The sequence below is a fragment of the Mycobacterium sp. NGS29 genome, assembly GCF_059812965.1.
This window is the reverse complement of the sequence record NZ_JCALDR010000007.1, coordinates 78819-101774: the sequence shown is the minus strand read 5'-3', so window position 1 is coordinate 101774 and position 22956 is coordinate 78819. Positions and strand designations below refer to the sequence as shown.

Genomic DNA, 22956 nt, shown 5'->3' with positions numbered 1-22956 from the left:
CGGCACTGTGGGCCGAGAAATACTCACTACCGTCCTCGATCACCGCGACGACATGGTGGTGGTGGGCGCCCGGGTGTATTCCGGGGACAAGGACGGCCTCGACATCGGCACGCTGCTGGGGCGTGACGCCATCGGAGTACACGCGACCACGTCCGTCGACGACATTCTTGCCCTCGACGCCGACTGCGTGCTCTACACGCCACGCAACGCCAGCCTGGACGAGGTGTGTGCCATCCTGTCGAGCGGTAAAAACGTTGCCACCACAGCGTTCTTGTTCCATCCCCGGCGTATCCCGTCAGCCGAGCGGGACCGCGTGGCCGCCGCCTGCCAGGCCGGCAACGCCTCGGTGCATGGCAGTGGATTGAATCCGGGCAACCTGTCCGGGGTGTTACCTCTGGCGTTGTCGGGCATGAGCCGCACCATCGACAAGATCACCCTGCAGGAGCGGGCCGATTGGTCGGTGTACGAGAGCACCTCGATCACGTTCGACAACATGGCTTTCGGTCAGCCGATCGAAAAGATCAGCCCCACTGCGACCGACCTTCTGGCCTTCAACAGCGGCCTGTTCGAAAACCAGGTCTGGTTTCTCGCCGACGAAATGGGAGCTGACATCGACGAGGTGGTGGCGGCGGTGGAAGCGGTCCCCGCGAAGGCCGACCACCAGATTTTCGAGCATGCGCTGCTCGCCGGATCCACTGCGGGCCAACGCTGGACGTGGTCGGGGCGCAGAGCCGGGGAGACACTCATCGAGATCGAGGCGCTGTGGACGGTGGGCGGTGAATACCCGGAACACTGGCCCAAACCCGAGCACGGTTGGACGTTGACGATTGAGGGCGATCCTTCCATGCGCGCCCATTTTTTCGCGCTGGAAAGTTTCACCCGCGCTGCCACTATGGCCGAACACGTCAGGTCGGCCAGTGTCGCTACCGCTATGCAGGTCCTCAACGCGGTGCCGGCGATATGCCAGGCACCCGCCGGCTTCGCAACCAGCGCGTCACTGCCATTGATCCGCAGCCACAACGGGTTTGGGCGCACTCGCTAGCCTGGCGACAGTGCACTCAGGGTGGCCCGGCCACCCGGGTCTTCGGCAGTCGACGGCACAATCGCGACGCAGTCGGCGCCGGCTTTCCGGTACGCGCGCACCCGCGTCCTGATCTGCTCGGCCGAGCCCAACGCACCCACTTCGGCCAGCAACTGCACTGGAATGGCAGCCGCCAGTTCGCGCCTGGTCGCGCCTGCTCGCGCCGTTACGACGAGGTCGTTGAACCCGAGGGCACTGAACATTTCGCCGTAGCCCGGTGGGGCGAGATACACCGCCAGTTGGCCGGCGAGTTGAGCATGCGCGCCGGCACCGGGATCGAGGGCGACCGGCACCCATACCGTGAGGCGGGGCACGGAACGGTCACCCGCTGCGCGCTCGAGCGCAGCCCGAACCTGCGCGACGCGGGCGGGCGAGGCGAGGTTGAGCACCACCTCGTCGGCGTGCCGGGCCGCGAGCGCGACCATGCCCGAACCGAACACCCCCAACGCAATTCGCGCCTCGGGTACAGGATTGCGCAGCCGGAAGCCGTGACTGCTGACGTGTCGTCCGCTGTAGTCGGCGCGGGCGCCGCCCAGTATCGGCCGCAGGCATTCGATGGTTTCGCGCATGACGGCCACATGGTGGGACCAGTCGCGGTTGTGCCAGCCGGCCACGATCGCCGGACTGGAGGCCCCCAGCGCGAGATCGATCCGGTTGCCGGTCAGTGCGGCGACCGTGCTCGCCCCCAACGCCAAGGTCACCGGACCGCGCACGCCGACGGCCAGCGGACCGATCTTGAGCGTTGAATCCGTTGCACGCAAACCGATTGCAGTGGCGAGCGCGAATGCGTCGTAGGTGGCCATCTCACCGATCCACAGCGCATCGAATCCGCTCTCCGACGCAACCTGCGCGATGTCCAGCGCCTCGGTATCGGGACGGTCGAGCCAGTACGGCAGGACGACTTCGATGTCGGTCACAGCATTGACACGTCGGCGGGCTGATCGAGCAGCAGGCGGCCGGGCAGTTCGCGCGATGCCTCGTTGACCTGGAAGTGCGCGGTGGCGGTGAACGCATCGCGGAACCGCCGCTGCAGTGGCGAGCTGTCATAGATAGCGCTGCCGCCGGCCAGGTCGTACATGGCACGGACCACGTCCGCGGCGGTCCGGGCGGCGTGCGTGGCCGCCAGCCGTAGCCGGTTGCGCAGCGTCACCGACACCGGGTCGTGGTCCTGGCTGGCCTGCCACGCCTCCTCGACCGTGACGTAGTACAGCGCGCGTGCCGCGCTGAGTGCGGACTCGGCGGTCGCCACCGCCGACTGAGTCGCCGGCCGCTCGGCCAGGGTCCGGGTGGAGCCGAGTCCTCTTTTGCCACCAGCTATCTCGGCGAGGTCGTCGATGGCGGCACGCGCATTACCCAGTGCCGCAGCGCCGATGGACAACGCGAAGAAACCGAACACCGGAAAGCGGTACAGCGGCCGGTCGACGGTCGGGCCGTCGAACACCGAGAACACCCGGTCCACAGGTACGAAGACTTCGTCGGCGACGGTGTCGTGGCTGCCGGTGCCGCGGAGGCCCAGGGTATGCCAGGTATCAAGGACCGTCAGATCACTCTTGGGTAGTGCGACAACGGACGGCACGCGCCGTTCGTCGACGAAGCAGCCGGCAAACAGCATGTCGGCGTGGGTGATTCCGCTGCAGAACGGCCAACGTCCGGTCACCACGATTCCGCCGTCGACCGACTTCGCGGTGCCGCGCGGCGCCCACACCCCGGCGGCGATACCGCGGCCGTCCCCGAACATCTCCTCGCGGGCGCCCGCCGGCAGGTAGGCGACCAGTAGCGCGCTGGTGATCGCGATCGATACGCACCATCCGGTTGCCGCATCACCGCGCGCGATCGTCTCGGCGCACCGCAGCGCGGTCCCGGGATCGAGTTCCAGCGCGCCGACTTCGCGCGGCATGGTGGCGCGCAGCAACCCGAGGTCATTGAGCCGGGCGACGAGCTCGGGGGGAAGCCTGCGCTCGTTGTCGATGTCGGCCGACAGCTCCCGCGCGTACTGGGCGACCTTCTCGGCAAGGAGTTCGATGCTGTCGGCATCGCTGCCCGGTGTCATTGGAGGCTCCGGTGACTGTGAGGGTGCAACAAAAGTAACACCCGACGATTCATCGCCCGCCGTTCGAGTGCGGTCGCCTACTATCGGGACGCATGTAAGCTGCCGACCAGGTCGGCCAGGTCTTCCCTACTCGGCGAGTAGAACGGGAAGTAACAGCAGACATCGGAAGCCATTGCGCCGAAACGATTTTCGATCTCAGCTGCGCATTCGTCGGGACTGCCGACGATACCGATGGTGCGCACCATCTCCTCGGTGATCAACGCCCGCATACCGGCATAGTCACCCGTCTTGGACATGGCGTTGAGAAGCGGTTGCAACTCGGCCCAGCCCTCGACCTCCAGCACCGGGCGGTAATTGGGTGTGGAACCGTAGAACGCGATCAGGGTAGCGACGCCGTCGACAGCTGCCGCCAGCTGCGCCTCGGTACCACCGACAGCGACCATCGCCTGCGCGATCACCTGAAAATCGGCAACCGACCGCCCGGATTCCTGCAACCCCTGGGCCAGCGCCGGCGCGGTCCGCTGCGCGAGGTGTCGCGCACTGTTGAACGGCATCACCAGCAGTCCGTCAGCCACTTCCGCCGCCTTGCGGGTCATCAGCGGTCCGAGCGCACCCATCAACACCGGCGGTGGGCCATAAGGATTCGGGCCCGGGTTGAAGTTGGGCGGCATCAACGTGTGGGTGTAGAACTCACCCCGAAACTTCAACGGCGCCTCACCTTCCCACGCTGCGAAGATCGCCTTGATCGCGGCGACCTGCTCAGCCATCCGGCTCGCCGGCTTGCCCCACTGCGCTCCATACCGCTTCTCGATGTGCGCTTTGATCTGCGACCCGAGACCGAGCCGGAATCGCCCGCCGCTGTAGCACTGCAGATCCCAGGCTGAGTGCGCCAGATGCACCGCACTGCGCGGCCCGGCGATCGCCACATTGGTCATCAACTCCAGGTCGGCCTCCCCCGCCGCCACGACCAGCGGGAAGAACACGTCGTGGGGTCCCTCGAATGTGAAAAGGCCGTCGGCTCCCAGTTCACCGATCTCGCACACGCTGTCACGCACCTTGTCCGGTGCGCCCTCTACCTGCAGATGTACCTTCACGCCAGCCACGATTCCCTTCTGATCGGGCCAACCCTACGACATGACGGTGCCAGCGACGCGCGTACTCGGCTATGCACCAGGCGAATTCAGGGCGCAGGACACGAATTCGCGATTTGTATCGAGACCGGCCACAGCGCCGTCACCACCCCGAAGGCCCCGACGTCAGCACCGGCCGGCATCACCTTGGCCAGTCGCGTCTCAATCTGCTGAACCTGTTCTGCGTGCAGGAAGGCCCACACCAGGCCCACCGACAGATAAGGAATCGCCAACCACACAGCCGCTTCGATCAGCGCCGCGATGCTGACCCGGTGATCCAACAGCCGGCGCAACCGGTCCAGGCCCACCTCGACTCTGCCTACGCTGCCATGTGATTGCGTCATCGTGCGCTCAAATCAGCGGGCGGCCGCGCCGAACCCGATGGCGCACATCGAGGAGCAGCACGTGACTGCCGCCTTGCCGGATGAACGGCGGCAGGAACCGGTTGACGAAAGCCACCAGCAGGAACAACCTTTCGAAACGCCGTTGCCTGGCGTCACTCCACGAGACACCGAGAGCCTCCCGGAAAACCGGGGCGAGAAAGCCGGTGGTCAGGAACTTCAGCAGGCGGTGAAACGGCCACCGCAGCAGTGGATTGATCATCCGCAGATCAATCAGCTCGTGCAGATATCGGCCAACTGTGTCGCTGATTTCGACGTGCGCGCAGGCCTGGACCCAGTAATCGTCGAAGGCTGCCCGAGTCGGCGGCCACTGATCCTCGCGCACCTGCAACGTGGTGCCCAATGTCCACGCGGAGCGGTAGAACTGTTCTGCCTGTTCGGCATTCATCGGGCCGCGCAGCAACTGATAGGTGTCCTCCAACCCGACGAACAGGCAGGCGGCTACCCACAGCTGCAGGTTGCGATCAAAAGCGTTGTAGCGGACCGGACTTTCCGGCGTGGACCGGACCTGCCGGTGCGCGCCGTCGACGGCCTCGCGGACCGCGGCGCGGTCCCGGTCGGACCCGAAGACCGCGACGGCCAGATACTGGAAGGTGGTGCGCGCGCGTTTCCACGGGTGCTTGAGCAGGTTGCCGGAATCCACCTTGGACTCCACCACGCCGTAGCCCACTCCCGGCCGCGACAACTGCATGATCACATTCGCCGCGCCTGCCGCGAACGACCAGAAGTCCATCGCTTCGCGGACATGGACTTGCCGATCGGTCCAGCGGGCCGTCTGCCGGGTGACCCGGATGCGAGTGTCCTCGAGGGCCAACACCGGAGGTTCCAACGACGGTTCGGGCGAAACTGTCATTAACCGAACCTCCCGCCCGATCCAATTGAAACCTGAGCTCAGCAGCCATTGTCAGGTTCTCACAACCGCGAGAAGTGAGCAACGTCCGCTCGAACTATGGTTAACATGTTCGGTGACTACACACGCCGTCGCAGCCGGGAGCCACCCGATGCTCACAGCACTTCGTAACCTACTCGACTACAAGATGACCGTCGCCGAGCTGATCGGCCTCGCGGTCATCGTTGGCGTCCCCTACCTGTTGGTGGGCCTCGTCTGGTCGGTTACGCATACCTCGCACCTGCACCAGCTGCACGGCGCCGACGCGGTGGTGTCGTTTCTGGGTTCCATCGTGTCGTGGCCGGTGCTGCTGTTCTCCAACGTCTGCATGACCTGACGTCCGACGCCTGCGCTCTACTGCGGATGGCCGGCCAGGTACTCGGCCGCGGAGATCCGTTCGGATGCGGCGTACCCGACGGGCAACAGCACGTCACCCATCGTGGTCAGGTAGTAGACGTCCCACCGGTGGTAGGCGGCGAAGGCGGCGGGGTCGCCGCCGATCGCAGCGGCGTAGTCCTTGACGGCTCCGACGTAGTTGCTCGAATGGTTGTAGCTGTAGATGGCGCCGTCGGGATTGCCGGCGAAACCGTTGGCCGCAAGCATCCGGCCGGCCGCCATAATGCTGTCCCGCGGTGAGCGGATGTCGCCACCCTGGCCGTAGCTGGCGAACGTGGACGGCAGGAATTGCATGGGCCCCTGCGCACCCGCGGTGCTCACCCCGGAGATGCGGCCGAAGTCGGTCTCGACCATGTTGATCGCTGCCAGATAGTTCCAGCCGACGCCGCTGGCCGCCTCGGCCGCACGGTAGTAGCTGAGCAACTCGGCGGCGGGCGCCGGCGGGTCGATCCGCCAGGCGGGCAACGTCGGCTTCGCCTCGCCTGCGTTCAACGCCTGCAGGTGGTGCCGCGCGTCGACATTGAGGTTGTAGATTCCGCTGAGCTGCGCCGGAATGAGCGGTCGCACGACCGGCTCCCACTCGGGGTGGCGCCCGATGGCACGGTAGGCGGCCTGCTCACGCAACGCCGCGGCCTGCAGCACCGCCTCCGACGACGACGGGTCGCGCAGCGCTTGCTCGTCGGCGACCAGATCCCGAGCCAGTTGCGCCGGGTCAGCGGCCAGCGCCGGTTGCCCGAGCACCAGCGCCGGTGCCGCGTACTGCACCAGCCCGAGCGCGGCCATCATCACGAAAAGTGCTGCGCCGCAGCGCAACAAATGGAGCCGATACGGACTGTGGGCTATCACCATGTTCTCGACCTTCAGCGCTGATGCGGGAGTATTTCCGCCCTCCATCTTGTCCGCTGCGACGCAAATGGCCAAGCTTGCTACGGTCGCTGGGTCTACCAGGCCGGTTCGGGGTCCAGCGCCACCACGCGGTTGCCCTGCCACTGATAACGCACGGTGGTGATCGGTCCGGGGCATGCGGTGCATACGTTGCGGCCGTCTTTGTAGTCCAGGGTGACGGTGTCGTCGGTGGTCTTGGCGGCGTTCAAAGATGTGAAGGGATACGCCTTCGAGGTGGCGACACCGGCGAAAGCGCCTTTGTGGAATAGCAGAGCCAGGTCAGGCGAACTGCCGGTAGCACCCAGGACGGTGACGATCACCGTCGACAGCGTGGTGCACGGGTTGTAGTTGCTGCTCGGATCGAAGCTGTGCGTGTTGGTATCCCACCCGGAATTGTCCGGCAGGGCCGGCAGCGACTTGACCGCGGCTTGAATCTCCGGCGCTGCCAGGTTGACCCCGCACGCCGGGTCGGCGTGCGCGCGCACCGACAGTGGATTCAGCACGCTGAACGCGGCGATCAGCGCCGCCGGCACAATCATGCGTATCGACACATTGCCTCCCTGTTGGCGGCCTCCCCGTTGGCTGCACCCATGGTCGCGCGGCAGCATCTCAGGTGGTAGGACCGTGGCGACATTGTGTCGAAGAAGTGACCCTGCGGGTCCTGCCGATCAGTCTCAGTCTTCGGTCTCCACGACCAGCACTTCAGCTTTCGCGCGCTTGGAAACGGCTCGCGGCACCGAGCCCACGACCCGACCCACCAGCGAGTTGGTACCGACGTTGCCGACCACCAGCAGGTCAGCATTCGCGTCTTCGACGAGCTGCAGCAGCGCATCGACCGGTGCACCCTCCACGGCGCGTTCCTCGACCTTGGTGGCACCGGCCTCGCGCGCGCGGTCGGCAGCCTTGTGCAGCAGCTCGTAGACCGGCGCGTTACCTTCGGTGCGGTATTTCTCGTCGCGCGCCTGGTCAGGTGCCGTCCCGCCGTCGTCGCCGTCGTCCAGATACGCCGAAGCAACGATCAGGGTCGCCTCCGACTCGGCGGCGATTTTCGCAGCCCGATCCACCGCGCGCAGCGACGTATCAGACCCGTCGGTACCGACTACCACGACGTTGTAGTTGCTCATTGGAATCCTCCCGAAGGTGTGACCATTTACTAGCCCCTGACGGGACGAACCAAACAAGTTTGCTCGATCCGGTCGGCTAGGCGGTCCTGACGGGCAGCTGCGCCCACCCTCGCACGCTGGATGTCCGGGCCCGGCGGGCGTTGCCGTAGTCGACCTCCCAGTCAGTCCACCGCTTGAAGACCTCCTCGAAGGCGACGCGTCCCTCCAGACGCGCCAACGCCGAGCCGAGGCAGAAATGCAGCCCCTGGCCGAAACTGAGGTGGCCACCCTTGCGGTGGATGTCGTAGCGGTCAGGGTTGGCGAATTTTGCCTCGTCACGATTCGCCGACCCGTTGAGCAGCAGCATGTAGGAGCCCGCGGTGACGGTCTGCCCGTACAGCTCGACATCGGCAGCTACGTACCGCGCCTGCACCGGCGACGGCGGCTCGTAGCGCAGGGTCTCCTCCACCGCGGATCCGAGCAGCGAAGGATCGGCGACCAACTCGCGACGCTGATCCGGATGTTCGCCGAGCAGTTGGCCCATGAATCCGATGAGTCGCGCGGTGGTTTCGTTGCCCGCGCCTGCGATCATCGCGGTGTAGGCCAGGACTTCGGTGCGGTCCAGCCGGCGACGGGTCCCGTCCTGCTCTTCCACTTCGGCGTTGAGCAGCTCTGTCATCAAGTCGTCGGACGGATGCTTGGCGCGCCACTCGATGTAGTCGGCGAACAGCGCGATGGAGTCCTGGAAGATGGTGGCGCTGATATCGCCCTGCTGCGCACCGACGGTGATGCTGTGGTCGTTGCGATCGCGGATGACCTGTTGCTCGCCTTCGGGGATGCCCAACAGGTACCCGATGGTGCGCATCGGCATGATCGCGCCCAGATCGACCACGAAGTCGAAGCCGTCGGCATCCCGCAGCGGATCCAGTGCGCGCGAACAGAATTCACGCACCAGATCTTCGACGGCCAGCATCCGGCGCGGGGTGAATACCCGCGACAGTAGCTTGCGGTGCAGGTCGTGCAGCGGCGGATCCTCGAACAGCAGGATCCCCGGCGGTACTTCGAGGCCGCTGAACAGGATGTCGGCAGTGGTGCCGCGGCCCGACCGGTAGGTCTGCCAATCGTGCAGTGCGGGCGCCACATCGGCGTAACGACTCAGCGCGTAGAAGTTGTACTTGTCGTTGAAATACAGTGGCGCTTCGGCACGCATCCGTTTCCACACCGAGTACGGATCGTCGTCGATGTCGTGATCGAACGGGTCGTAGTAGAGCTGCGCGGTCTGGACCATCGATGTTCCTATCGAGGCTGGTTCGGGACACCGGGGAACAGCTGCTCATTGGGCCCCGAGGTCACGTAGCCGCCCAGCATCGTGATCAGATGGGGCGCGAATACCGCGCCGTAGAGCAGGTTTCCGATCAGGATCACCGCGCCGATGGACAGGGCGGCGGACTTGACGCGGTTCTTCGTCCTCGACTCGGCCCACATTTCGATGACGTTGCGGCCGAAGGAATCGGTGCGCCCGAGCAGGTAGGCGAAGACCATCATCTGCACGCCCAGGGCGATGGAGTCATAGATCGGATACTGGTGCTTGGTGCCTTCGAAAACAGCCAACCCGGGAATCACGTACGCGTAATAGAAGACACCGAGCCGGGCGCCGAGGAAAGCGTTGAAGACGAACGCCCAACAGAATCCGACGACGAAGCCGGAGATCAGGAGGGTGAACGGTCTCCCTAGCCTGTTGGCCCAATCAAACCGGGCCACAAGCCTTTTCCCGAGCGCGGCGCCGAGCACGGCGGGCAGCACGAAGTAGCCTATGTAGCCCACCGGTACCGACGAAGGGAGCCCACCCCACGTCATGTTCAGCGGCCACCACGACGGCATCCGCGGCAGGGCAGGCGGGAACTGCGCATACATCGCCCAGTCGTAGGGTGCCTCGATCCAGGAGAACGAGATCGCCGAGATGCACAGCAGCAGCAGCGGGTGCAGCCGACGCTGCCGGACGCTCAGATACACACCCGCGGCGGTGAACGCGATGCCACTACCCCACCCGAAGATGACCGCGCCGGTGAGCAGCGGCGTCAGGCCGTCGTTCATTGGACAGGCTCGTCACGGTCGCCGCCACGCGCTTCGGGGTCGAAGTAATAGACCGCGCCGAAGATCAACACGATCAAGCCGAACAGGGTGCCGAGCATGATGACTGCGCCCACCGCCACGCCCCTTCCCGTAGACTTTTAATAGTGGACACTATTCTAAGCGATCGGTCAAGGGACTATCGTGAATAACCGTGTCCCCGCGACCTGCGCCCGAGAAGAAGCGGGCTGCGACGCAAGCCACCGTTGCGCCGCTGCGCCGACCCCGCGGCGAACCGCGCCGGTTACTGCTCGATGCCGCACGGGAGTTGTTCGCCCGGCAGGACTATCGGAGCACCACCACCCGGGAGATCGCCGAAGCCGCCGGAGTCAGCGAATATTTGCTCTTCCGCCACTTCGGCTCCAAAGCCGGCCTGTTCCGGGAAGCCCTCGTCGTACCCTTCACGACCTTCGTGCACGAATTCGGCCGGACGTGGCAAGCGGTCGTCCCCGAGGAGACCAAAGAAGAGGATCTGGCAAGGCTTTTCGTCGGACAACTCTATGACGTGCTGGTGGAACACCGCGGCCTGCTGCTGACCCTGTTGGCTTCCGAAGGCTTCAGCGAGGACGAATTCGCCGGCACCGGGATGGCCGATATCCGGGCGGCACTCGCGGTACTGGGCCAGATCAGTGCGGAGGGAACCCGGCTACGCGGGTTCAAGTCCAGCCAGCCCAACCTGCCGGCGCACTCGACGGTGGCGATGATCGTCGGCATGGTCGCGCTGCGCTCCACCTACTTCGGCGACGAACAACCCTCGCGCGAGGTCATTGTCGACGAACTCGTCCAGGCGACCCTGCACGGTTTCCTGCACCGCACCTGACTACTGCGCGGGCTCTGCCGCCTCGCTGCACCGGGGCAACTCGTGCAGGGCTGCGGGTCCCGCCCCGTCCGTCTGCAGAATCCGTTGGTCGTCCGCGGCGGTGGCGACGCTGATCTGCAGTTCGTCGCCGGCGGCGTTGTCCGGTGTGACGAAAAGCTGCAGTTCGCCCGAATTTGCGTACAGGATCGCGTCGTCGCTGGACAGTTTCCACGGCTGGCCGTCGGTCGGCCACCGGCCGCCGATGAGCCGGATTTCCTCGCGGTCGCTGTCCTCGTCGCTCGAGGTCGTGGTGACGCAGTCGACCCATAGCTTCGACGGCACCGGACGGAAGTAGACCGCAAGACGCTGCCGGTTCAAATTGGCGTCGATCGGGATCCCGATCGGCGGCAGCAACGTCCCCTCGGGACGGTCGTTGAGCGATTTCCTGACCTCGCGCGACCCCAATCCGGCACCGAACCAGTCGATCGTCAGCAACGTGCTGACGTAGTTCACGATCGCCAGGGTCAGCACACTGCCGGCGCTGGCGCCCACGCCGGCCCCCACCGCCCAAGTGACCGGCAGCGCAAGCAGGCCGACCACAGCGGCAGCGCCGGCGGCCGTCGCGGTCTTACCGGCCAGCGTCAGGCTGAAGTCGGCGTCCACTTCCGGCTCCGGCGGGTTTTGCGTCGGACGCACCCCGACGGTCCGGGGTAGCCGATCGAATTGCTCGTTGACGTGCTTGACGATCGCTTCGTAGTCCTTCTCGTCGAGTTCTCCGGCGCGCTTCTTCTCGCCGGCCGCGCTCAGCGAGCGCTCCAGGCTTTCGACGGATTCGCGGTCCGCGTACCAGGTCTCGGTCTCATCGGGGTCGCGCGGGATGTCGTCGAGACCCATCTCGTAGGTGACTTTGAAATTGGCCTTGAAGTCGTAGAGCTTCGTGTCCGCGCTGACGGTGCCGTCGATGACCAGCCGGCCCTCCCCGGTTCGCGGCAAGATGTCTGCGGTGAGCCCGTCCAGGTTGCGATCTTCGCCACCGATGTTGACCGTCTTCGGTCCCTCCAGCAGACACGGCACCTCGGCGACGAAGTCACTTTCCTCGAGGCCGAAGTTCTTCATCACGGTGTCCCGGACCTGTCGCAGGATGCTCCACCCGGTGACCGCCAATCCAGCTTTCTCACGCGGGTTTTCGGCCAGGATCGAGGCGGGCAGCTCCTCCCCGGACGGCAGCTCGCGCAGCGTCTGGAGCTGGATCACCAAGGACTCGTGGGTGATTGCGTCCGAACCGGAGCCGACCTCGAAACGCTGCACCATTACGTCGAGGTCCTTGAATGTGGTGTCGTCGTCGGACTCGGGGTCCACCTCGACCGGCGTCGGCATGATCTTGACGATGCCGTCTTCGCCCTCCTCGGCGAGTTTGGGACGGACCGCATCGGCGATCTGGGCAGCCAGCGAGTCGAGCACCCGGGTTCGTAGTTCCTCGTCGGATGTCATGGGGTGCTGCAGCCGCTCCATGTTCACCATGAGTTGTCCTGCGATGCTGTGGGTGATCCAGTGCGCCTCGGCGTAGTCGAGTTCCCAGCTGACCCGGGGGTCCTGCCCGGCGAACACCGTATGACCGTCGGAGCGGCGTTCCAGGTCCGATCCGTACAGCCGCCCGCTGTACTCGTCCGCCGGCGGGGAAGCCACCAGCACGGGTGCGTCCTGCACGGTCAGATTCAACGCGATGGTCTGTTTGCCGGGCTCGATCTCATAGGGCTCGAGCTGGTCGTGGATCGTCAGCCGGCCGAACAGCGGGATCTCGTTGTACGGGATTTCCCGCGACTCCCCTTTGCGGGGACCGTCCGGGATGGTGATCGTCACCGGCGGCAGCGGCACCAGCGGGATGCAGCTTACCGAGTCGATGACGATCTTCGAGTCGAAGATCGCCAGGTCGATTGCGAAGTGCCGCAATGGATCACGGAGATCTCCGTCGACCTCTTCCTGCCACGGGCGTTGCTGGGCGTCGTGGATGAACCAGACCCGATCCAGGGTCAGGTCCAGCGTCGCGGTCGCCGAATAGCCGGTACCGTCGACGGACTCGGTGTACTTGTCGCCGCCGACCATGTCAGCCGTCTGGTCCTGGACGCGTTCACGATGGATCTCGATGATCGTGTCGGGGCGATGCATGTCAACCTCCCGGTGCGGTTGCTGCGCGTCATTCTGAACGGAGTGCTCGCGCTTTCTGTACCCACAAAGAACCGTCTTGAGTCAGGCGCCGCCGGGATGCGGACCGGCATCACGGCAACTTGATCACCGACACGTACATTTCCAGCACCGGCCGGAACAGGTCGACGTCGTCGAGCTGACTGCCTAACATCACCGAATCCGTGGTGGCCACCAACACGTGGGCGAACGTCAACGGCGGGATCAGCAGCGCTCCGCCGAGCCGGTCGATGCCCTCGACGATGAACTTGCTCAGCGCCTCGACGACCTCTGAGCGTTTGGCGGCCACCCGCTCGCGCGCTTCAGCATTGCGCAGGAGATACAGGGTGAACTCGTGGCCCAGCGCGGCATGTTCGGCGCCGCGGTCACGACTCAGTTGGCGCCATCGCTCCGCGATGTCGTCGAGTTCGTGTGCACCGATCTGGGTGGACGTCGACATGACGTCGGCGAAGTTGTCGAAATAGCGGCGCCAGTACCGGTCACTCACGGCGAGGAACAGGTCTTCCTTGGTGGCGAAATGCTTGTAGATCGCGCCCTTGGTGTAACCGGCAGCATAAGCGATGTCATCGAGAGTCGCTGCGGTGAAACCCTTTTCGGCGAACACTTCCTGCGCAGCATCCACCAGCAGAGCACGGGTGTGCTCGAGTCGTCGCTCTCGCGTCCACCGCTCCGCCATGCCGTGATTGTGCCACAGGATCTGAGATGCTCATTGTTCATTCAGATACCGATAGGTATATTGCCGATGGATCAGTAACCGAGGGGACCCAACGTGAGTGAATCGCTGAGGCAGCAGGATGTGCCTGCCGTCGCCGAGTCGGCCGGCAACGTGGCCGATTTCGGCGCCCAGGCTCAGGTGCAACGGGTGCAACTGTGGGCGGTCGCCGGCGGAGCGTTGCTCGTTCTGCAGGTCTACGTGTGGATCCGCTGGATCACAGGGCCCTACTTTGAGCGGGTCCCAGCGGGTCCGACGGACGTGCCGCTGTTCATGAAAGTGCCGCTGATAGCGAACGCGGTGATCCTCTGGCTGGCGCTGCCGTTCGCGCTGTGGTGGTTCATCGTGCGGCCGTGGCGACGGGAACGCCGCATCACCCTGGACGGCATGCTGCTGGTGTCCACCGGGCTGATGTTCTTCCAGGACCCGCTGCTCAACTACTTCAACACCTGGTGCACCTACAACAGCTGGCTGTTCAACCGGGGTTCGTGGTCCTCACACATACCGGGGTGGGTGTCACCTGACGAGCCGGGCCGTCAGGTCGCCGAACCGCTGTTGACGAACGCGCCGGGCTACGCCTACGGGGTTCTGCTGATCACCATCTTCGGCTGCTGGGTGATGCGCAGAATCAAAGCGCGATGGCCGAATCTCAGCAACCTCGGATTGATCGGCGTGACATACCTGTTCACGTTCGTTTTGGACTTCGTCATGGAGGGTTGCCTGCTGCTGCCCACCGGGCTGTTCACGTATCCCGGTGCTATTCGGGCTGTTTCGATCAATGCCGGCCATTACTACCAGTGGCCGGTCTACGAAGGACTGATGTGGGGCGGCGTGCAGGCGGGCCTGTGCTGTCTGCGCTACTTCACCGACGACCGTGGCCGCTCCGTCGTGGAACGTGGAATCGACCAGGTACGAGGCGGATTCGTCAAACAACAGTGCACCCGCTTTCTGGCGATCTTCGCCGCGGTGAGCGCGTGTTTCTTCTTCCTCTACAACGTTCCCGCGCAGTGGATGGGTATGCACGCCGACCCCTGGCCACAGGACATGCTCAAGCGTTCGTACTTCGTCAGCGGAATCTGCGGCGACGGGACGACCCAGCCCTGTCCCGACCCCGCGCTACCGATGCCGCGCAAAGGATCGGGATACATCGACACCGACGGCAAGCTGGTTCTCCCACCCGGCGTTCGAGTACCACAGACCGTCCCCTTCGAACGAGGGAAATGAGTTGCCGGACAGAGCTGATGTGACGATGGCAGGAGGCTCCCGCGATGAGTGATCTGATGAACCAGAACGCGCCGGTGACCACCGAACGGCTCGGCAGCGCCGCCGGACTCAGCGTGCCGGGACCGCGACCAACCAGACCGGTCCGGATCTGGGCAGCCGCCGGTGGCGCGATCCTGGCGTTCCAGCTGTTTGTCTGGATCAGCTGGATCAGCGGACCCAACTTCGAGCGGGTGCCCGCCGGGCCCAGTGATCCGCCGACGTTCATGAAAGTCATCCTCACGACCTGGACGGCCGTGATCGTCGTGGGTTGGCCGGTTGCCATTTGGCACTTCATCGTGCGGCCCTGGCGGCGAGAACGGCGGGTCACGCTGGACGGCATGCTGCTGGTCGCCTGCGGCCTGATCTTCTTTCAGGATCCGCTGTTGAACTACTTCAACACCTGGAGCACCTACAACACCTGGATGTGGAACCGCGGCTCGTGGGTGCAAAACGTTCCCGGCTGGCAGTCGTTCGGTGAACCGGGCCGGATGATGGCCGAGCCGCTGTTGATGAACGCGCCGGGTTACTCGTTCGTCCTGCTGTGCACGATTCTCGGTTGCTGGGTGATGCGCAAGGTCAAGTCGCGGTGGCCCAACATCAGCAACGTGGGTCTACTGGGCGTCGTTGCGGTGTGGGCGTTCTTCTTCGATTTCGTCATCGAAGGACTCTTTCTGATGCCAATGGGGCTCTTCACCTACCCCGGTGCGATCCGGTCCCTGTCGATCAACCCCGACACCTACTACCAGTGGCCGGTGTACGAAGGACTGATGTGGGGAGGTGTGCAGGCCGGGTTGTGCTGCCTGCGCTACTTCACCGACGACCGCGGTCGCACCTTCGTCGAACGGGGGCTCGATCGCATCCAAGGCGGAGTCTTCCGACAGCAATTCACCCGCTTCCTGGCGATCTTCGCCGCGTGCAGCGCATTCTTCTTCGTGTTCTACAACCTGCCCGCGCAATGGTTCGCCATGCACGCCGAACCGTGGCCCGACGACGTCCTGAAACGGTCCTACTTCCTGATGGGAGTGTGCGGAGACGGCACGGATCGGCCGTGCCCGGATCCGGCATTGCCGATGCCGCGCAAGGGATCCGGCTACATCAACACCGACGGCAAGCTTGTGTTGCCGCCCGGCGTAGGGCTGCCGAACACGGTGCCGGTGGAACGGGGAAAGTGACTCGATGACTAACGGGGTGCCTGTGGAAGTTCAATCCGGTTGCACCACACCGTTTTACCGAGCGGTAGGTGAGGAAGTACAGGTCTTCCGGGCCGCCGCCCGACGCGGTCTGCCGGTGTTGCTGAAAGGGCCCACCGGGTGCGGCAAGACCCGGTTCGTCGAAGCCATGGCGCATGAGCTAGGCCGCAACCTGATCACCGTCGCCGGCCATGAAGACATGACATCCGCGGACCTGGTAGGCCGATTTTTACTCAAGGGCGGTGAAACCGTCTGGGTGGATGGGCCATTGACGCGGGCGGTGCGCGAAGGTGCCATCTGCTACCTGGACGAGGTGGTGGAAGCACGCCAGGACACCACGGTTGTGATCCATCCCCTGGCCGACCACCGTCGCGAATTACCGCTCGACCGGCTCGGCACCACGTTGCCGGCCGCTCCGGATTTTCAGTTGGTGATCTCCTACAATCCCGGTTACCAGAGCGTCCTGAAGAACATCAAGGAGTCGACCCGGCAACGTTTCGTCGCCATCGAGTTGGACTTTCCGCCGCCCGACATCGAAATAGAGGTTGTCGCCTACGAATCCGGAATCGACCTCGCGACCGCGCGCACCTTGGTCCGGCTCGGCAACGCGATCAGGAACCTGGACGGCTCCCCGCTGGGCGAAGTTTCCTCCACCCGAATGCTGATCCTGGCCGGCGGCCTGATCGCCGAGGGGCTGAGCCTGCGCTGTGCCGTCGAGTCGGCGGTGGTTCGCGTGCTGTCCGACGACCGGGAAGTGGTCCGCGCCCTGGGTGAGCTCGTCGACGCGGTGCTGCCCGCGCCGTGACGGCGTCAGACGTGAGCCGGTTCGCGCTGCTGGCCACGTTCGTGGCGGGCAGGTCCGTCGACATTGCGGAGGCACCGGCCGGCACCGGACCCCACACCGACGGGCGGGTGGTGTTCGTGTCGCCCGGATACCCCGCTGCCGAACAACGGCGCGAAATGCTGTTGCAGAGTGCGCTACTGGGCGCAGGGAGTCTGCACCCGCGGCTGGTGAAGGGTCTGCGCGCCCGGCCCTCGACAGCACGCCGCTACCTGGCCCTGGAAGGCACCCGCGCACTCACCGAACTCGCGGACCGCGTTCCGCTGGCGGCCGAACTCTGCCGGGGCATCGACCCGCGCAGCACCGCAAGTGCCGATGAGTCGCTCGAAATAGCAAAGGGCCGTAGCAGAGTCACTGATCCGCCGTCGTGGTTCGGCGTCATCAAACCCGCGCGGTTACTCAGCGCGTCCCCCCGAACCGGTGGGCGGGCCACCGACATCCAACTGCAGCTGGCCGCCGAAGTCGACGAGTCCCCGGCGACCGACGATGACCAGGACGACGGGCCGCACCGCGAAAGCAAGATCCTCAAACTGTTCGACAATCCCCTCGTTGCGTCGCGGACGGTCTCGGACTACCTGCGCAAGCTGCTTGGCTCCTCGCGCGGCGGAGACGACGCCGACGCCGGTGCTGAAATGCAGGTCCGCGCGATCCGGCGGGCAGCGGTCGGAGCGGATGCCCGGCCGCTGCCCACCCGCATCCAGTTCACCGACGACGGCAATCCCGGCGCTGCGGTGGGCGTCGGCGGGGCGCTGCACCCGGAGTGGGATGTCCACCGCAAGCGCTACCGGCCGCAGTGGTGCCGGGTCATCGACTTCCCGCTGAGCGCCACGGGCGGGAACACCGTCGAAGCCGGCATCACCCGCGACGAGGTGTTGCGCCGACGGTTGGCTCGGGTCGGCCTCGGGCCCAGGGTATTTCGCGGTCGCCCCGACGGGGACGAGGTGGATATCGAGGCGCTCATCGACCTTTTCGTCGATCTGCGGTCCGGTCACTCACCACCGGAAAACGTGTACTGCGAGCGCCGCAAGCTGGCGCGCAACCTGGGCGTGCTCATCCTGGTCGACGCGTCCGGGTCGGGCACCGACACCGATCCGCAGGGGCTGGCCGTCCACGACCATCAGCGTCGGGCGGCCGCCACCTTGGCGGTCACTCTCGAAGAACTCGGCGACCGCGTCGCGGTCTACGGCTTCCGCTCGCAAGGCCGGCACTCCGTGCACCTGCCGATGATCAAAGGGTTCGGGCAGCGTTTCGGCGCCATCGGCAAGGCCCGCCTGGACCAACTGCGACCCCAGGGTTACACCCGGCTCGGGGCGGGGATCCGCGGCGCGGGCGAAATCCTCAAAGCCCAGGCCGGCACACCGAACAAATTGCTGCTGGTGTTGTCCGACGGCTATCCCTACGACCACGGCTACGAGGGCCGCTACGCCGAAGCCGACGCCGATAAAGCGCTCGAGGAACTCCGCGCCGACGGCGTTGCCTGCCTTTGCCTTTCGATCGGTTCGGGCGCCGCGACCATCGAGCTCGAACGTGTCTTCGGCTCCGCGGGCTTCGCCGGAGCGCCGACGCTGGCCGATCTGAGCGGCCGGATGGACGAACTGTTCCTGACTTCCCTGCGCGAACTGGCCGCGCCCAACCCCACTGCGAGGACACGACATTGAAGGTGCTGTTGACAGGGGCGATGGGCAACATCGGCTTCTGCACATTGCAGGTACTGCTCGACGAGGGTCACGACGTCGTCGCCTTCGACATCGACTCCCGCCGCGCCCGCAAGCTCGCAGCCGGTTTCACCGGACAAGCACGTTTCGTCTGGGGAGACATCACCGACGCGACGTCGCTCGACAGTGCGTTGCAGGGGGTGGATGCGGTGATCCACCTGGCGGCCATCCTTCCCCCGTACTCGGAACGCAACCCCGAACTCGCGCGCAGAGTCAACCTCGACGCCACCCGCACCCTGATCGACCGAATGACCGCCTCCCCCACTGCCAAACGGCTCGTCTTCGCCTCCTCCACCGGCATTTTCGGCGACATCCAGGATCGCGAACCACCGCTGCGGGTGGACACACCGGTCGCTCCGACCGACGAGTACGGACGCCATAAGGTGGCCTGCGAGACGGCGATCCGGGAGTCGGACCTGCAGTGGAGCATCCTGCGGCTTGCCGCAGTGACGCCGATCCACTTGCAGGCGCAGGACCCCAGCATCATGTTCGAGTTCAGCCCCGACGCGCGGTTCGAATTTCTCCATCCCGCCGACGCCGGAATGGCATTCGCCCGCGCCGTCGCCGACGAAAGGACAGTCGGCAAGACTCTTTACATCGCCGGAGGTGCGACCTGCCGGATGACTTACTACGAGTTCACCAACACACTGATGAACGCGATCGGCATCGGGCCGCTGCCGCGCGACGCGTTCGTGCAACGCAGACCTGCTCGTTTCTTCGGCGATTGGGTGGACACCGAGGAGAGTCAACGGTTGCTGCAGTACCAGACACGAGGTCTCGATGACCAAATACGAGACATGAGAAAGGATTTCGGGCTGCTGGTGCCCGTACTGCGACTGGTGCGCCCGCTCGCGACGTGGTTCATCGCCCGTCGATCGGCCTACCTGTCAGCGAATCGGCGGCGGGCCGGCGCGGCCGTCATTCCCTGAGTCCTGCGATGAATCGCTGCACACTGCGGGTCAGCGAATGCGGGACGTGGTCGGGATCCATCAGATCGTTCTCCGCCAACGGGCTCGCTTCATCGGACACCGTCTGTTCGGTGAAGGGGCGCAACGTCTTGTCCTGCCCACGTAATTCTTCGACCGCTTTGAGTAGGGACTGCGACCCGGTGAGCGCGTCCTCGAACTCCGCGACGGACACGCCCAGGTGTTCGGCCACCAAATCGTTGCGCACAGCGGTGATCTGGTCGCGGAGGTGGTCGTGGTCCGGATTGTCGGCATCGGCTTCGATGGCCAGATCGCTTTCGCTGTCGAACCCCATCGACCGGTTGTTCAGATTCGACGAACCGATGCGCAGTAACCGGTCGTCGACCACCATGACCTTCGAGTGCACATAGATGGGCGCGCCGCCGTCGGTCACCGGCCAGTACACCCCCAGGCGGCCGTGTTCGTCGGCGGCCCACAACGATTGGATGAGGCGGTGCCGCGCACCGTCCATGGTGCCGCGCTCGAGAGCATTGTTGCCCCGCCGCGGCAGCACGATCACGATCTCCGGACCTTCTTCTTCTTTCAGCCGGTCGGCCAGAGCATCGACCAGCCGCCGCGCCGCCAGGTACTGGTTCTCCAGGTAGATGGTGTGCCGCGCTGCCGCAATAGCTTCGAGATTGAGCGCTTCAGCTTCCCGAACCTCGTCGCGCCGCTCCAATTCCGGCAAGGTGCGCACGATTCCGACGTCGACATTGCGCAGGGTCAGCTCCAGCTTGCTCGGCCAGCCGGTGTGTTTGGCCTCAATCGGCCGCAACGATTGATTGGTGGCGGTCTCCCACCGTTCGCGGGCCAGCTGCGCCAGGGCGCGCGCGGCGGCGCCGTCCACGGCGGCGGCAACTTCGTGCCGCGCGCCGTAACTACGCCCCACGGACCGCCGGCTACGGCTGTTGTGCCGATGCGCACGGGTGTCCCAGCGGTTGATGGTCAGATCGATGCCACCGCAGAACGCCACCACGTCGTCGACGACAACGATCTTCTGGTGGTGCACCGAGCCGGCCGGGTGGGCCCCGTCGACCGCGAAGTTCAATCGCTTACTGCTGATGCGATTCAGCAGCGACGTCGGGGTCACCCCGTACCACATGCCGTCAAAGGCCGGAAGCAACCGCAGATTGGACCGCAGCAGATACACCTCGAGCTCCGGCCGCTTCCACAGCAACCAATACATGAACGCGCCCAGCTGGTTGGGTCCCGGCAAGGTTTTCGCGCCACGTTCGAACGTCATCCTCGCGTCCAGATCCCAGGCGATCACCATGATGCGGTGCCGGGCGCGCAACATCGCCGCCTTGACATGCTGGAAGTAGTCCGCGGCGTCGACGATGCAGGCAAACTGATCGGCGCGCTCCACCTGCCAGCACGTCTGGCCGGGCACCAGCAGTCGATCGTCGGGCACTGCACAATTCCTCAACGCAATTGACGGGTCAGCGGCATAACGCAGTATCCAGCATATTCAGCGACCAGGCCGGGAGTCGCCGGGCGGGGCAACGAATACATTGAGGACCATGAACGCGGAAGACCCCGTCAATCGCCGTCAACTGCTGCTGCTCGCCGGCAGCGCCGGATTGGCAGCGACCGTGGGCGGTTGTTCGACCACGACCTCCGCGAGCCCCACCCCCAGCGAGCCCAGTCCCGCCGCACCCGTCGCCACGGCGCCGGTGACAGCAGCGCCGGCCGCACCCGCCCCGAAGGCCACTGCGGCGTTGTTGCTGTGCCGAGACGCCTGGGGCGCGCGGCCCGCGCGACCGGGTGGGCGCGCGCACACGCCGAACCGGCTGACCCTGCACCACGCGGCGGTAGCGCTGGTTGACAACAGCCACGCGCCGGGCCGTTTCCGCCAGGACCAGCGGTATCACCAGGACAGCCTGGGCTGGATCGACATCGCCTACCACCTCGGGATCGACGGCAAGGGCAACATCTACGAACTGCGCAACCCCGGCATCGTCGGTGACACCGCAACGGATTACGACACCACCGGACATTTCCTGATCATCTGCGAAGGCGACTTCGACCACGAGCCAGTGCCCGAGGCCCAATTGCACGGCACCGCACTTGCCTTCGCGTGGGCTGCCCAGCGATACGGCATCGCGACCACCACGCTGGCCGGACACCGCGACTTCGCTCAAACCTCCTGTCCCGGCGCGAATCTGTACGCCCATGTCTCCTCGGGTGACCTCAGACGCCGCATCGATTTCCTCTTGGGTACCGGCGGTGTCGACCTGCAGCCCTTCTGCGGGGCTGATGCGATCGCGAAGGTCGCTGCCATCGAGGCGGGCAACTGACCTGTCTCGAATTCGACGCGTAGCCTCATGCAGATATCGGGCGAAAGGTCGCAATGACAGCCAACACTCCGGGCAGAGTCGCCGGCAAGGTCGCGTTCATCACCGGCGCCGCGCGCGGCCAGGGCCGCGAACACGCGATCCGGCTGGCCGAGGAGGGCGCCGACATCATCGCGGTCGATGCCTGCGCGGACATCGACGGCGTCGCCTATCCCGGTGCGACCGACGCCGACCTTGCCGAGACCGCCGACCTGGTGCAGAAGTCGGGTCGGCGCATCGTCACCGCCAAGGCCGACGTGCGGGACCTGGACGGCCTTCGCGCCGCGCTCGAGCAGGGCGTGGCCACCTTGGGCGCGCTCGACATCGTGGTGGCGAACGCCGGTATCAGCGGCTCCCCGGCACCCGCCGCGCTGATCGAGCCCTCGGCATGGCAGACGATGATGGACATCAACCTGACCGGGGTGTGGCACACCGTCAAAGTGGCGCTGCCGCACATGACCAACGGTGGCGGTTCCATCATCCTGGTCAGTTCGATGCTGGGCATTCGCGGCGGCGGCTACATGGCCCACTACGCCTCGGCCAAGCACGCCGTGGTCGGTTTGATGAACTCGCTGGCCAATGAGCTTGCCCCGCAATGGATTCGAGTCAACTCAATTCATCCCGGGAACATCTTGACCCCGATGCTCGACAACGAGCAGTTCTGCCGGACGCTGCGTCCGGATCTGCCCGCCCCGACCGTGCACGATGCCGGCGAGGTCATCGGCCAGTTTCACCTGTTGCCCAAGCCACTGATCGAGGCACGCGCGGTCAGCAACGCGGTGCTGTTCCTGGCTTCCGACGAGGCGCAATACATCACCGGCGCAGCACTGCCTGTCGACGCCGGCGCGGTCGCGAAATTCTGACGGCTGAC

The 22956-nt window shown here is 65.3% G+C and carries 23 protein-coding genes; 10 read left to right on the top strand and 13 right to left on the bottom strand.

Annotated features, from left to right (window positions below; all coding sequences use genetic code 11):
- The first annotated feature begins 19 nt into the window (after window positions 1–19).
- Window positions 20–1042, top strand: a complete 1023-nt coding sequence (locus AC5Y5Z_RS12280; RefSeq protein WP_499925464.1) for a dihydrodipicolinate reductase — start codon at window positions 20–22, stop codon at window positions 1040–1042.
- On the opposite strand, the gene AC5Y5Z_RS12275 is transcribed toward AC5Y5Z_RS12280, so the two are convergent.
- From AC5Y5Z_RS12275 to AC5Y5Z_RS12255, 5 genes are all read right to left on the bottom strand, one after another.
- On the bottom strand, window positions 1039–1998 hold the full coding sequence (locus AC5Y5Z_RS12275) for an LLM class F420-dependent oxidoreductase (protein WP_499925342.1): 960 nt from the start codon (window positions 1996–1998) through the stop codon (window positions 1039–1041). The two genes, AC5Y5Z_RS12280 and AC5Y5Z_RS12275, sit on opposite strands and share 4 nt — an antisense overlap.
- Complete coding sequence (locus AC5Y5Z_RS12270) at window positions 1995–3131, bottom strand: acyl-CoA dehydrogenase family protein (protein ID WP_499925341.1); 1137 nt, start codon at window positions 3129–3131, stop codon at window positions 1995–1997. Before AC5Y5Z_RS12270 ends, AC5Y5Z_RS12275 begins: the two co-directional genes overlap by 4 nt.
- Before the next feature lie 80 nt (window positions 3132–3211).
- Window positions 3212–4225, bottom strand: a complete 1014-nt coding sequence (locus AC5Y5Z_RS12265) for a TIGR03617 family F420-dependent LLM class oxidoreductase (protein ID WP_499925340.1) — start codon at window positions 4223–4225, stop codon at window positions 3212–3214.
- Between the two features lie 86 nt (window positions 4226–4311).
- Entirely contained in the window at window positions 4312–4605 is a 294-nt protein-coding gene (locus tag AC5Y5Z_RS12260) for a hypothetical protein (RefSeq protein WP_499925338.1), read from the bottom strand.
- Window positions 4606–4612: 7 nt separating this feature from the next.
- Entirely contained in the window at window positions 4613–5515 is a 903-nt protein-coding gene (locus tag AC5Y5Z_RS12255; protein ID WP_499925337.1) for an oxygenase MpaB family protein, read from the bottom strand.
- Between the two features lie 148 nt (window positions 5516–5663).
- On the opposite strand from AC5Y5Z_RS12255, the gene AC5Y5Z_RS12250 reads away from it, so the two are divergent.
- Window positions 5664–5888: a hypothetical protein gene (locus AC5Y5Z_RS12250; RefSeq protein WP_463827684.1), complete on the top strand. Its 225-nt coding sequence runs from the start codon at window positions 5664–5666 to the stop codon at window positions 5886–5888.
- Window positions 5889–5905: 17 nt separating this feature from the next.
- Here AC5Y5Z_RS12250 and AC5Y5Z_RS12245 read toward each other — a convergent pair whose 3' ends face one another.
- The 5 genes from AC5Y5Z_RS12245 to AC5Y5Z_RS12225 all read right to left on the bottom strand — a co-directional run bounded on the left by AC5Y5Z_RS12245 (window position 5906) and on the right by AC5Y5Z_RS12225 (window position 10029).
- On the bottom strand, window positions 5906–6733 hold the full coding sequence (locus tag AC5Y5Z_RS12245) for a lytic transglycosylase domain-containing protein (protein WP_473139273.1): 828 nt from the start codon (window positions 6731–6733) through the stop codon (window positions 5906–5908).
- Window positions 6734–6888: 155 nt separating this feature from the next.
- Complete coding sequence (locus AC5Y5Z_RS12240) at window positions 6889–7383, bottom strand: LppP/LprE family lipoprotein (RefSeq protein ID WP_463827683.1); 495 nt, start codon at window positions 7381–7383, stop codon at window positions 6889–6891.
- A gap of 123 nt (window positions 7384–7506) precedes the next feature.
- Window positions 7507–7956, bottom strand: coding sequence for a universal stress protein (locus AC5Y5Z_RS12235; protein ID WP_473139086.1), 450 nt, complete (start codon window positions 7954–7956; stop codon window positions 7507–7509).
- Between the two features lie 76 nt (window positions 7957–8032).
- Complete coding sequence (locus tag AC5Y5Z_RS12230) at window positions 8033–9223, bottom strand: cytochrome P450 (protein WP_499925334.1); 1191 nt, start codon at window positions 9221–9223, stop codon at window positions 8033–8035.
- 8 nt (window positions 9224–9231) lie between these two features.
- Window positions 9232–10029, bottom strand: a complete 798-nt coding sequence (locus tag AC5Y5Z_RS12225; RefSeq protein WP_473139088.1) for a spirocyclase AveC family protein — start codon at window positions 10027–10029, stop codon at window positions 9232–9234.
- Window positions 10030–10219: 190 nt separating this feature from the next.
- Between AC5Y5Z_RS12225 and AC5Y5Z_RS12220 the strand changes: the two genes are divergently transcribed.
- Entirely contained in the window at window positions 10220–10885 is a 666-nt protein-coding gene (locus tag AC5Y5Z_RS12220) for a TetR/AcrR family transcriptional regulator (protein WP_473139089.1), read from the top strand.
- On the opposite strand, the gene AC5Y5Z_RS12215 is transcribed toward AC5Y5Z_RS12220, so the two are convergent.
- Entirely contained in the window at window positions 10886–13030 is a 2145-nt protein-coding gene (locus AC5Y5Z_RS12215; protein WP_499925332.1) for a hypothetical protein, read from the bottom strand.
- A gap of 109 nt (window positions 13031–13139) precedes the next feature.
- Complete coding sequence (locus AC5Y5Z_RS12210; RefSeq protein ID WP_463827677.1) at window positions 13140–13742, bottom strand: TetR/AcrR family transcriptional regulator; 603 nt, start codon at window positions 13740–13742, stop codon at window positions 13140–13142.
- 93 nt (window positions 13743–13835) lie between these two features.
- Here AC5Y5Z_RS12210 and AC5Y5Z_RS12205 point away from each other — a divergent pair, with 93 nt between their 5' ends.
- From AC5Y5Z_RS12205 to AC5Y5Z_RS12185, 5 genes are read left to right on the top strand one after another with little or no spacing between them, the layout of a single operon-like run.
- Complete coding sequence (locus AC5Y5Z_RS12205) at window positions 13836–15002, top strand: spirocyclase AveC family protein (RefSeq protein WP_499925330.1); 1167 nt, start codon at window positions 13836–13838, stop codon at window positions 15000–15002.
- 44 nt (window positions 15003–15046) lie between these two features.
- Window positions 15047–16213, top strand: a complete 1167-nt coding sequence (locus AC5Y5Z_RS12200; protein ID WP_463827675.1) for a spirocyclase AveC family protein — start codon at window positions 15047–15049, stop codon at window positions 16211–16213.
- Between the two features lie 4 nt (window positions 16214–16217).
- Window positions 16218–17036, top strand: coding sequence for a CbbQ/NirQ/NorQ/GpvN family protein (locus AC5Y5Z_RS12195; protein WP_499925328.1), 819 nt, complete (start codon window positions 16218–16220; stop codon window positions 17034–17036).
- A gap of 11 nt (window positions 17037–17047) precedes the next feature.
- Window positions 17048–18730 (top strand): nitric oxide reductase activation protein NorD, encoded by a 1683-nt coding sequence (locus AC5Y5Z_RS12190; protein ID WP_499925327.1) that lies wholly within the window; start codon window positions 17048–17050, stop codon window positions 18728–18730.
- Between the two features lie 2 nt (window positions 18731–18732).
- Entirely contained in the window at window positions 18733–19716 is a 984-nt protein-coding gene (locus AC5Y5Z_RS12185; protein WP_473139274.1) for an NAD-dependent epimerase/dehydratase family protein, read from the top strand.
- On the opposite strand, the gene AC5Y5Z_RS12180 is transcribed toward AC5Y5Z_RS12185, so the two are convergent.
- Window positions 19706–21163 (bottom strand): phospholipase D-like domain-containing protein, encoded by a 1458-nt coding sequence (locus AC5Y5Z_RS12180; RefSeq protein WP_463827672.1) that lies wholly within the window; start codon window positions 21161–21163, stop codon window positions 19706–19708. The genes AC5Y5Z_RS12185 and AC5Y5Z_RS12180 overlap by 11 nt on opposite strands.
- A 109-nt stretch (window positions 21164–21272) precedes the next feature.
- Between AC5Y5Z_RS12180 and AC5Y5Z_RS12175 the strand changes: the two genes are divergently transcribed.
- Both AC5Y5Z_RS12175 and AC5Y5Z_RS12170 read left to right on the top strand, forming a co-directional pair.
- Complete coding sequence (locus AC5Y5Z_RS12175; protein ID WP_499925326.1) at window positions 21273–22049, top strand: N-acetylmuramoyl-L-alanine amidase; 777 nt, start codon at window positions 21273–21275, stop codon at window positions 22047–22049.
- 53 nt (window positions 22050–22102) lie between these two features.
- A complete protein-coding gene (locus AC5Y5Z_RS12170) occupies window positions 22103–22948 on the top strand; it encodes a mycofactocin-coupled SDR family oxidoreductase (RefSeq protein ID WP_463827670.1) in 846 nt (281 codons plus the stop codon).
- Window positions 22949–22956: the final 8 nt, after the last annotated feature.

Bases quoted from the DNA above. Each gene is read 5' to 3' on its own strand.
- AC5Y5Z_RS12270 (WP_499925341.1), bottom strand. From the start codon at position 3,131: ATGACACCGGGCAGCGATGCCGACAGCATCGAACTCCTTGCCGAGAAG.
- AC5Y5Z_RS12260 (WP_499925338.1), bottom strand. From the start codon at position 4,605: ATGACGCAATCACATGGCAGCGTAGGCAGAGTCGAGGTGGGCCTGGAC.
- AC5Y5Z_RS12255 (WP_499925337.1), bottom strand. From the start codon at position 5,515: ATGACAGTTTCGCCCGAACCGTCGTTGGAACCTCCGGTGTTGGCCCTC.
- AC5Y5Z_RS12250 (WP_463827684.1), top strand. From the start codon at position 5,664: ATGCTCACAGCACTTCGTAACCTACTCGACTACAAGATGACCGTCGCC.
- AC5Y5Z_RS12245 (WP_473139273.1), bottom strand. From the start codon at position 6,733: ATGATGGCCGCGCTCGGGCTGGTGCAGTACGCGGCACCGGCGCTGGTG.
- AC5Y5Z_RS12235 (WP_473139086.1), bottom strand. From the start codon at position 7,956: ATGAGCAACTACAACGTCGTGGTAGTCGGTACCGACGGGTCTGATACG.
- AC5Y5Z_RS12230 (WP_499925334.1), bottom strand. From the start codon at position 9,223: ATGGTCCAGACCGCGCAGCTCTACTACGACCCGTTCGATCACGACATC.
- AC5Y5Z_RS12225 (WP_473139088.1), bottom strand. From the start codon at position 10,029: ATGAACGACGGCCTGACGCCGCTGCTCACCGGCGCGGTCATCTTCGGG.
- AC5Y5Z_RS12215 (WP_499925332.1), bottom strand. From the start codon at position 13,030: ATGCATCGCCCCGACACGATCATCGAGATCCATCGTGAACGCGTCCAG.
- AC5Y5Z_RS12210 (WP_463827677.1), bottom strand. From the start codon at position 13,742: ATGGCGGAGCGGTGGACGCGAGAGCGACGACTCGAGCACACCCGTGCT.
- AC5Y5Z_RS12200 (WP_463827675.1), top strand. From the start codon at position 15,047: ATGAGTGATCTGATGAACCAGAACGCGCCGGTGACCACCGAACGGCTC.
- AC5Y5Z_RS12195 (WP_499925328.1), top strand. From the start codon at position 16,218: ATGACTAACGGGGTGCCTGTGGAAGTTCAATCCGGTTGCACCACACCG.
- AC5Y5Z_RS12175 (WP_499925326.1), top strand. From the start codon at position 21,273: ATGAACGCGGAAGACCCCGTCAATCGCCGTCAACTGCTGCTGCTCGCC.
- AC5Y5Z_RS12170 (WP_463827670.1), top strand. From the start codon at position 22,103: ATGACAGCCAACACTCCGGGCAGAGTCGCCGGCAAGGTCGCGTTCATC.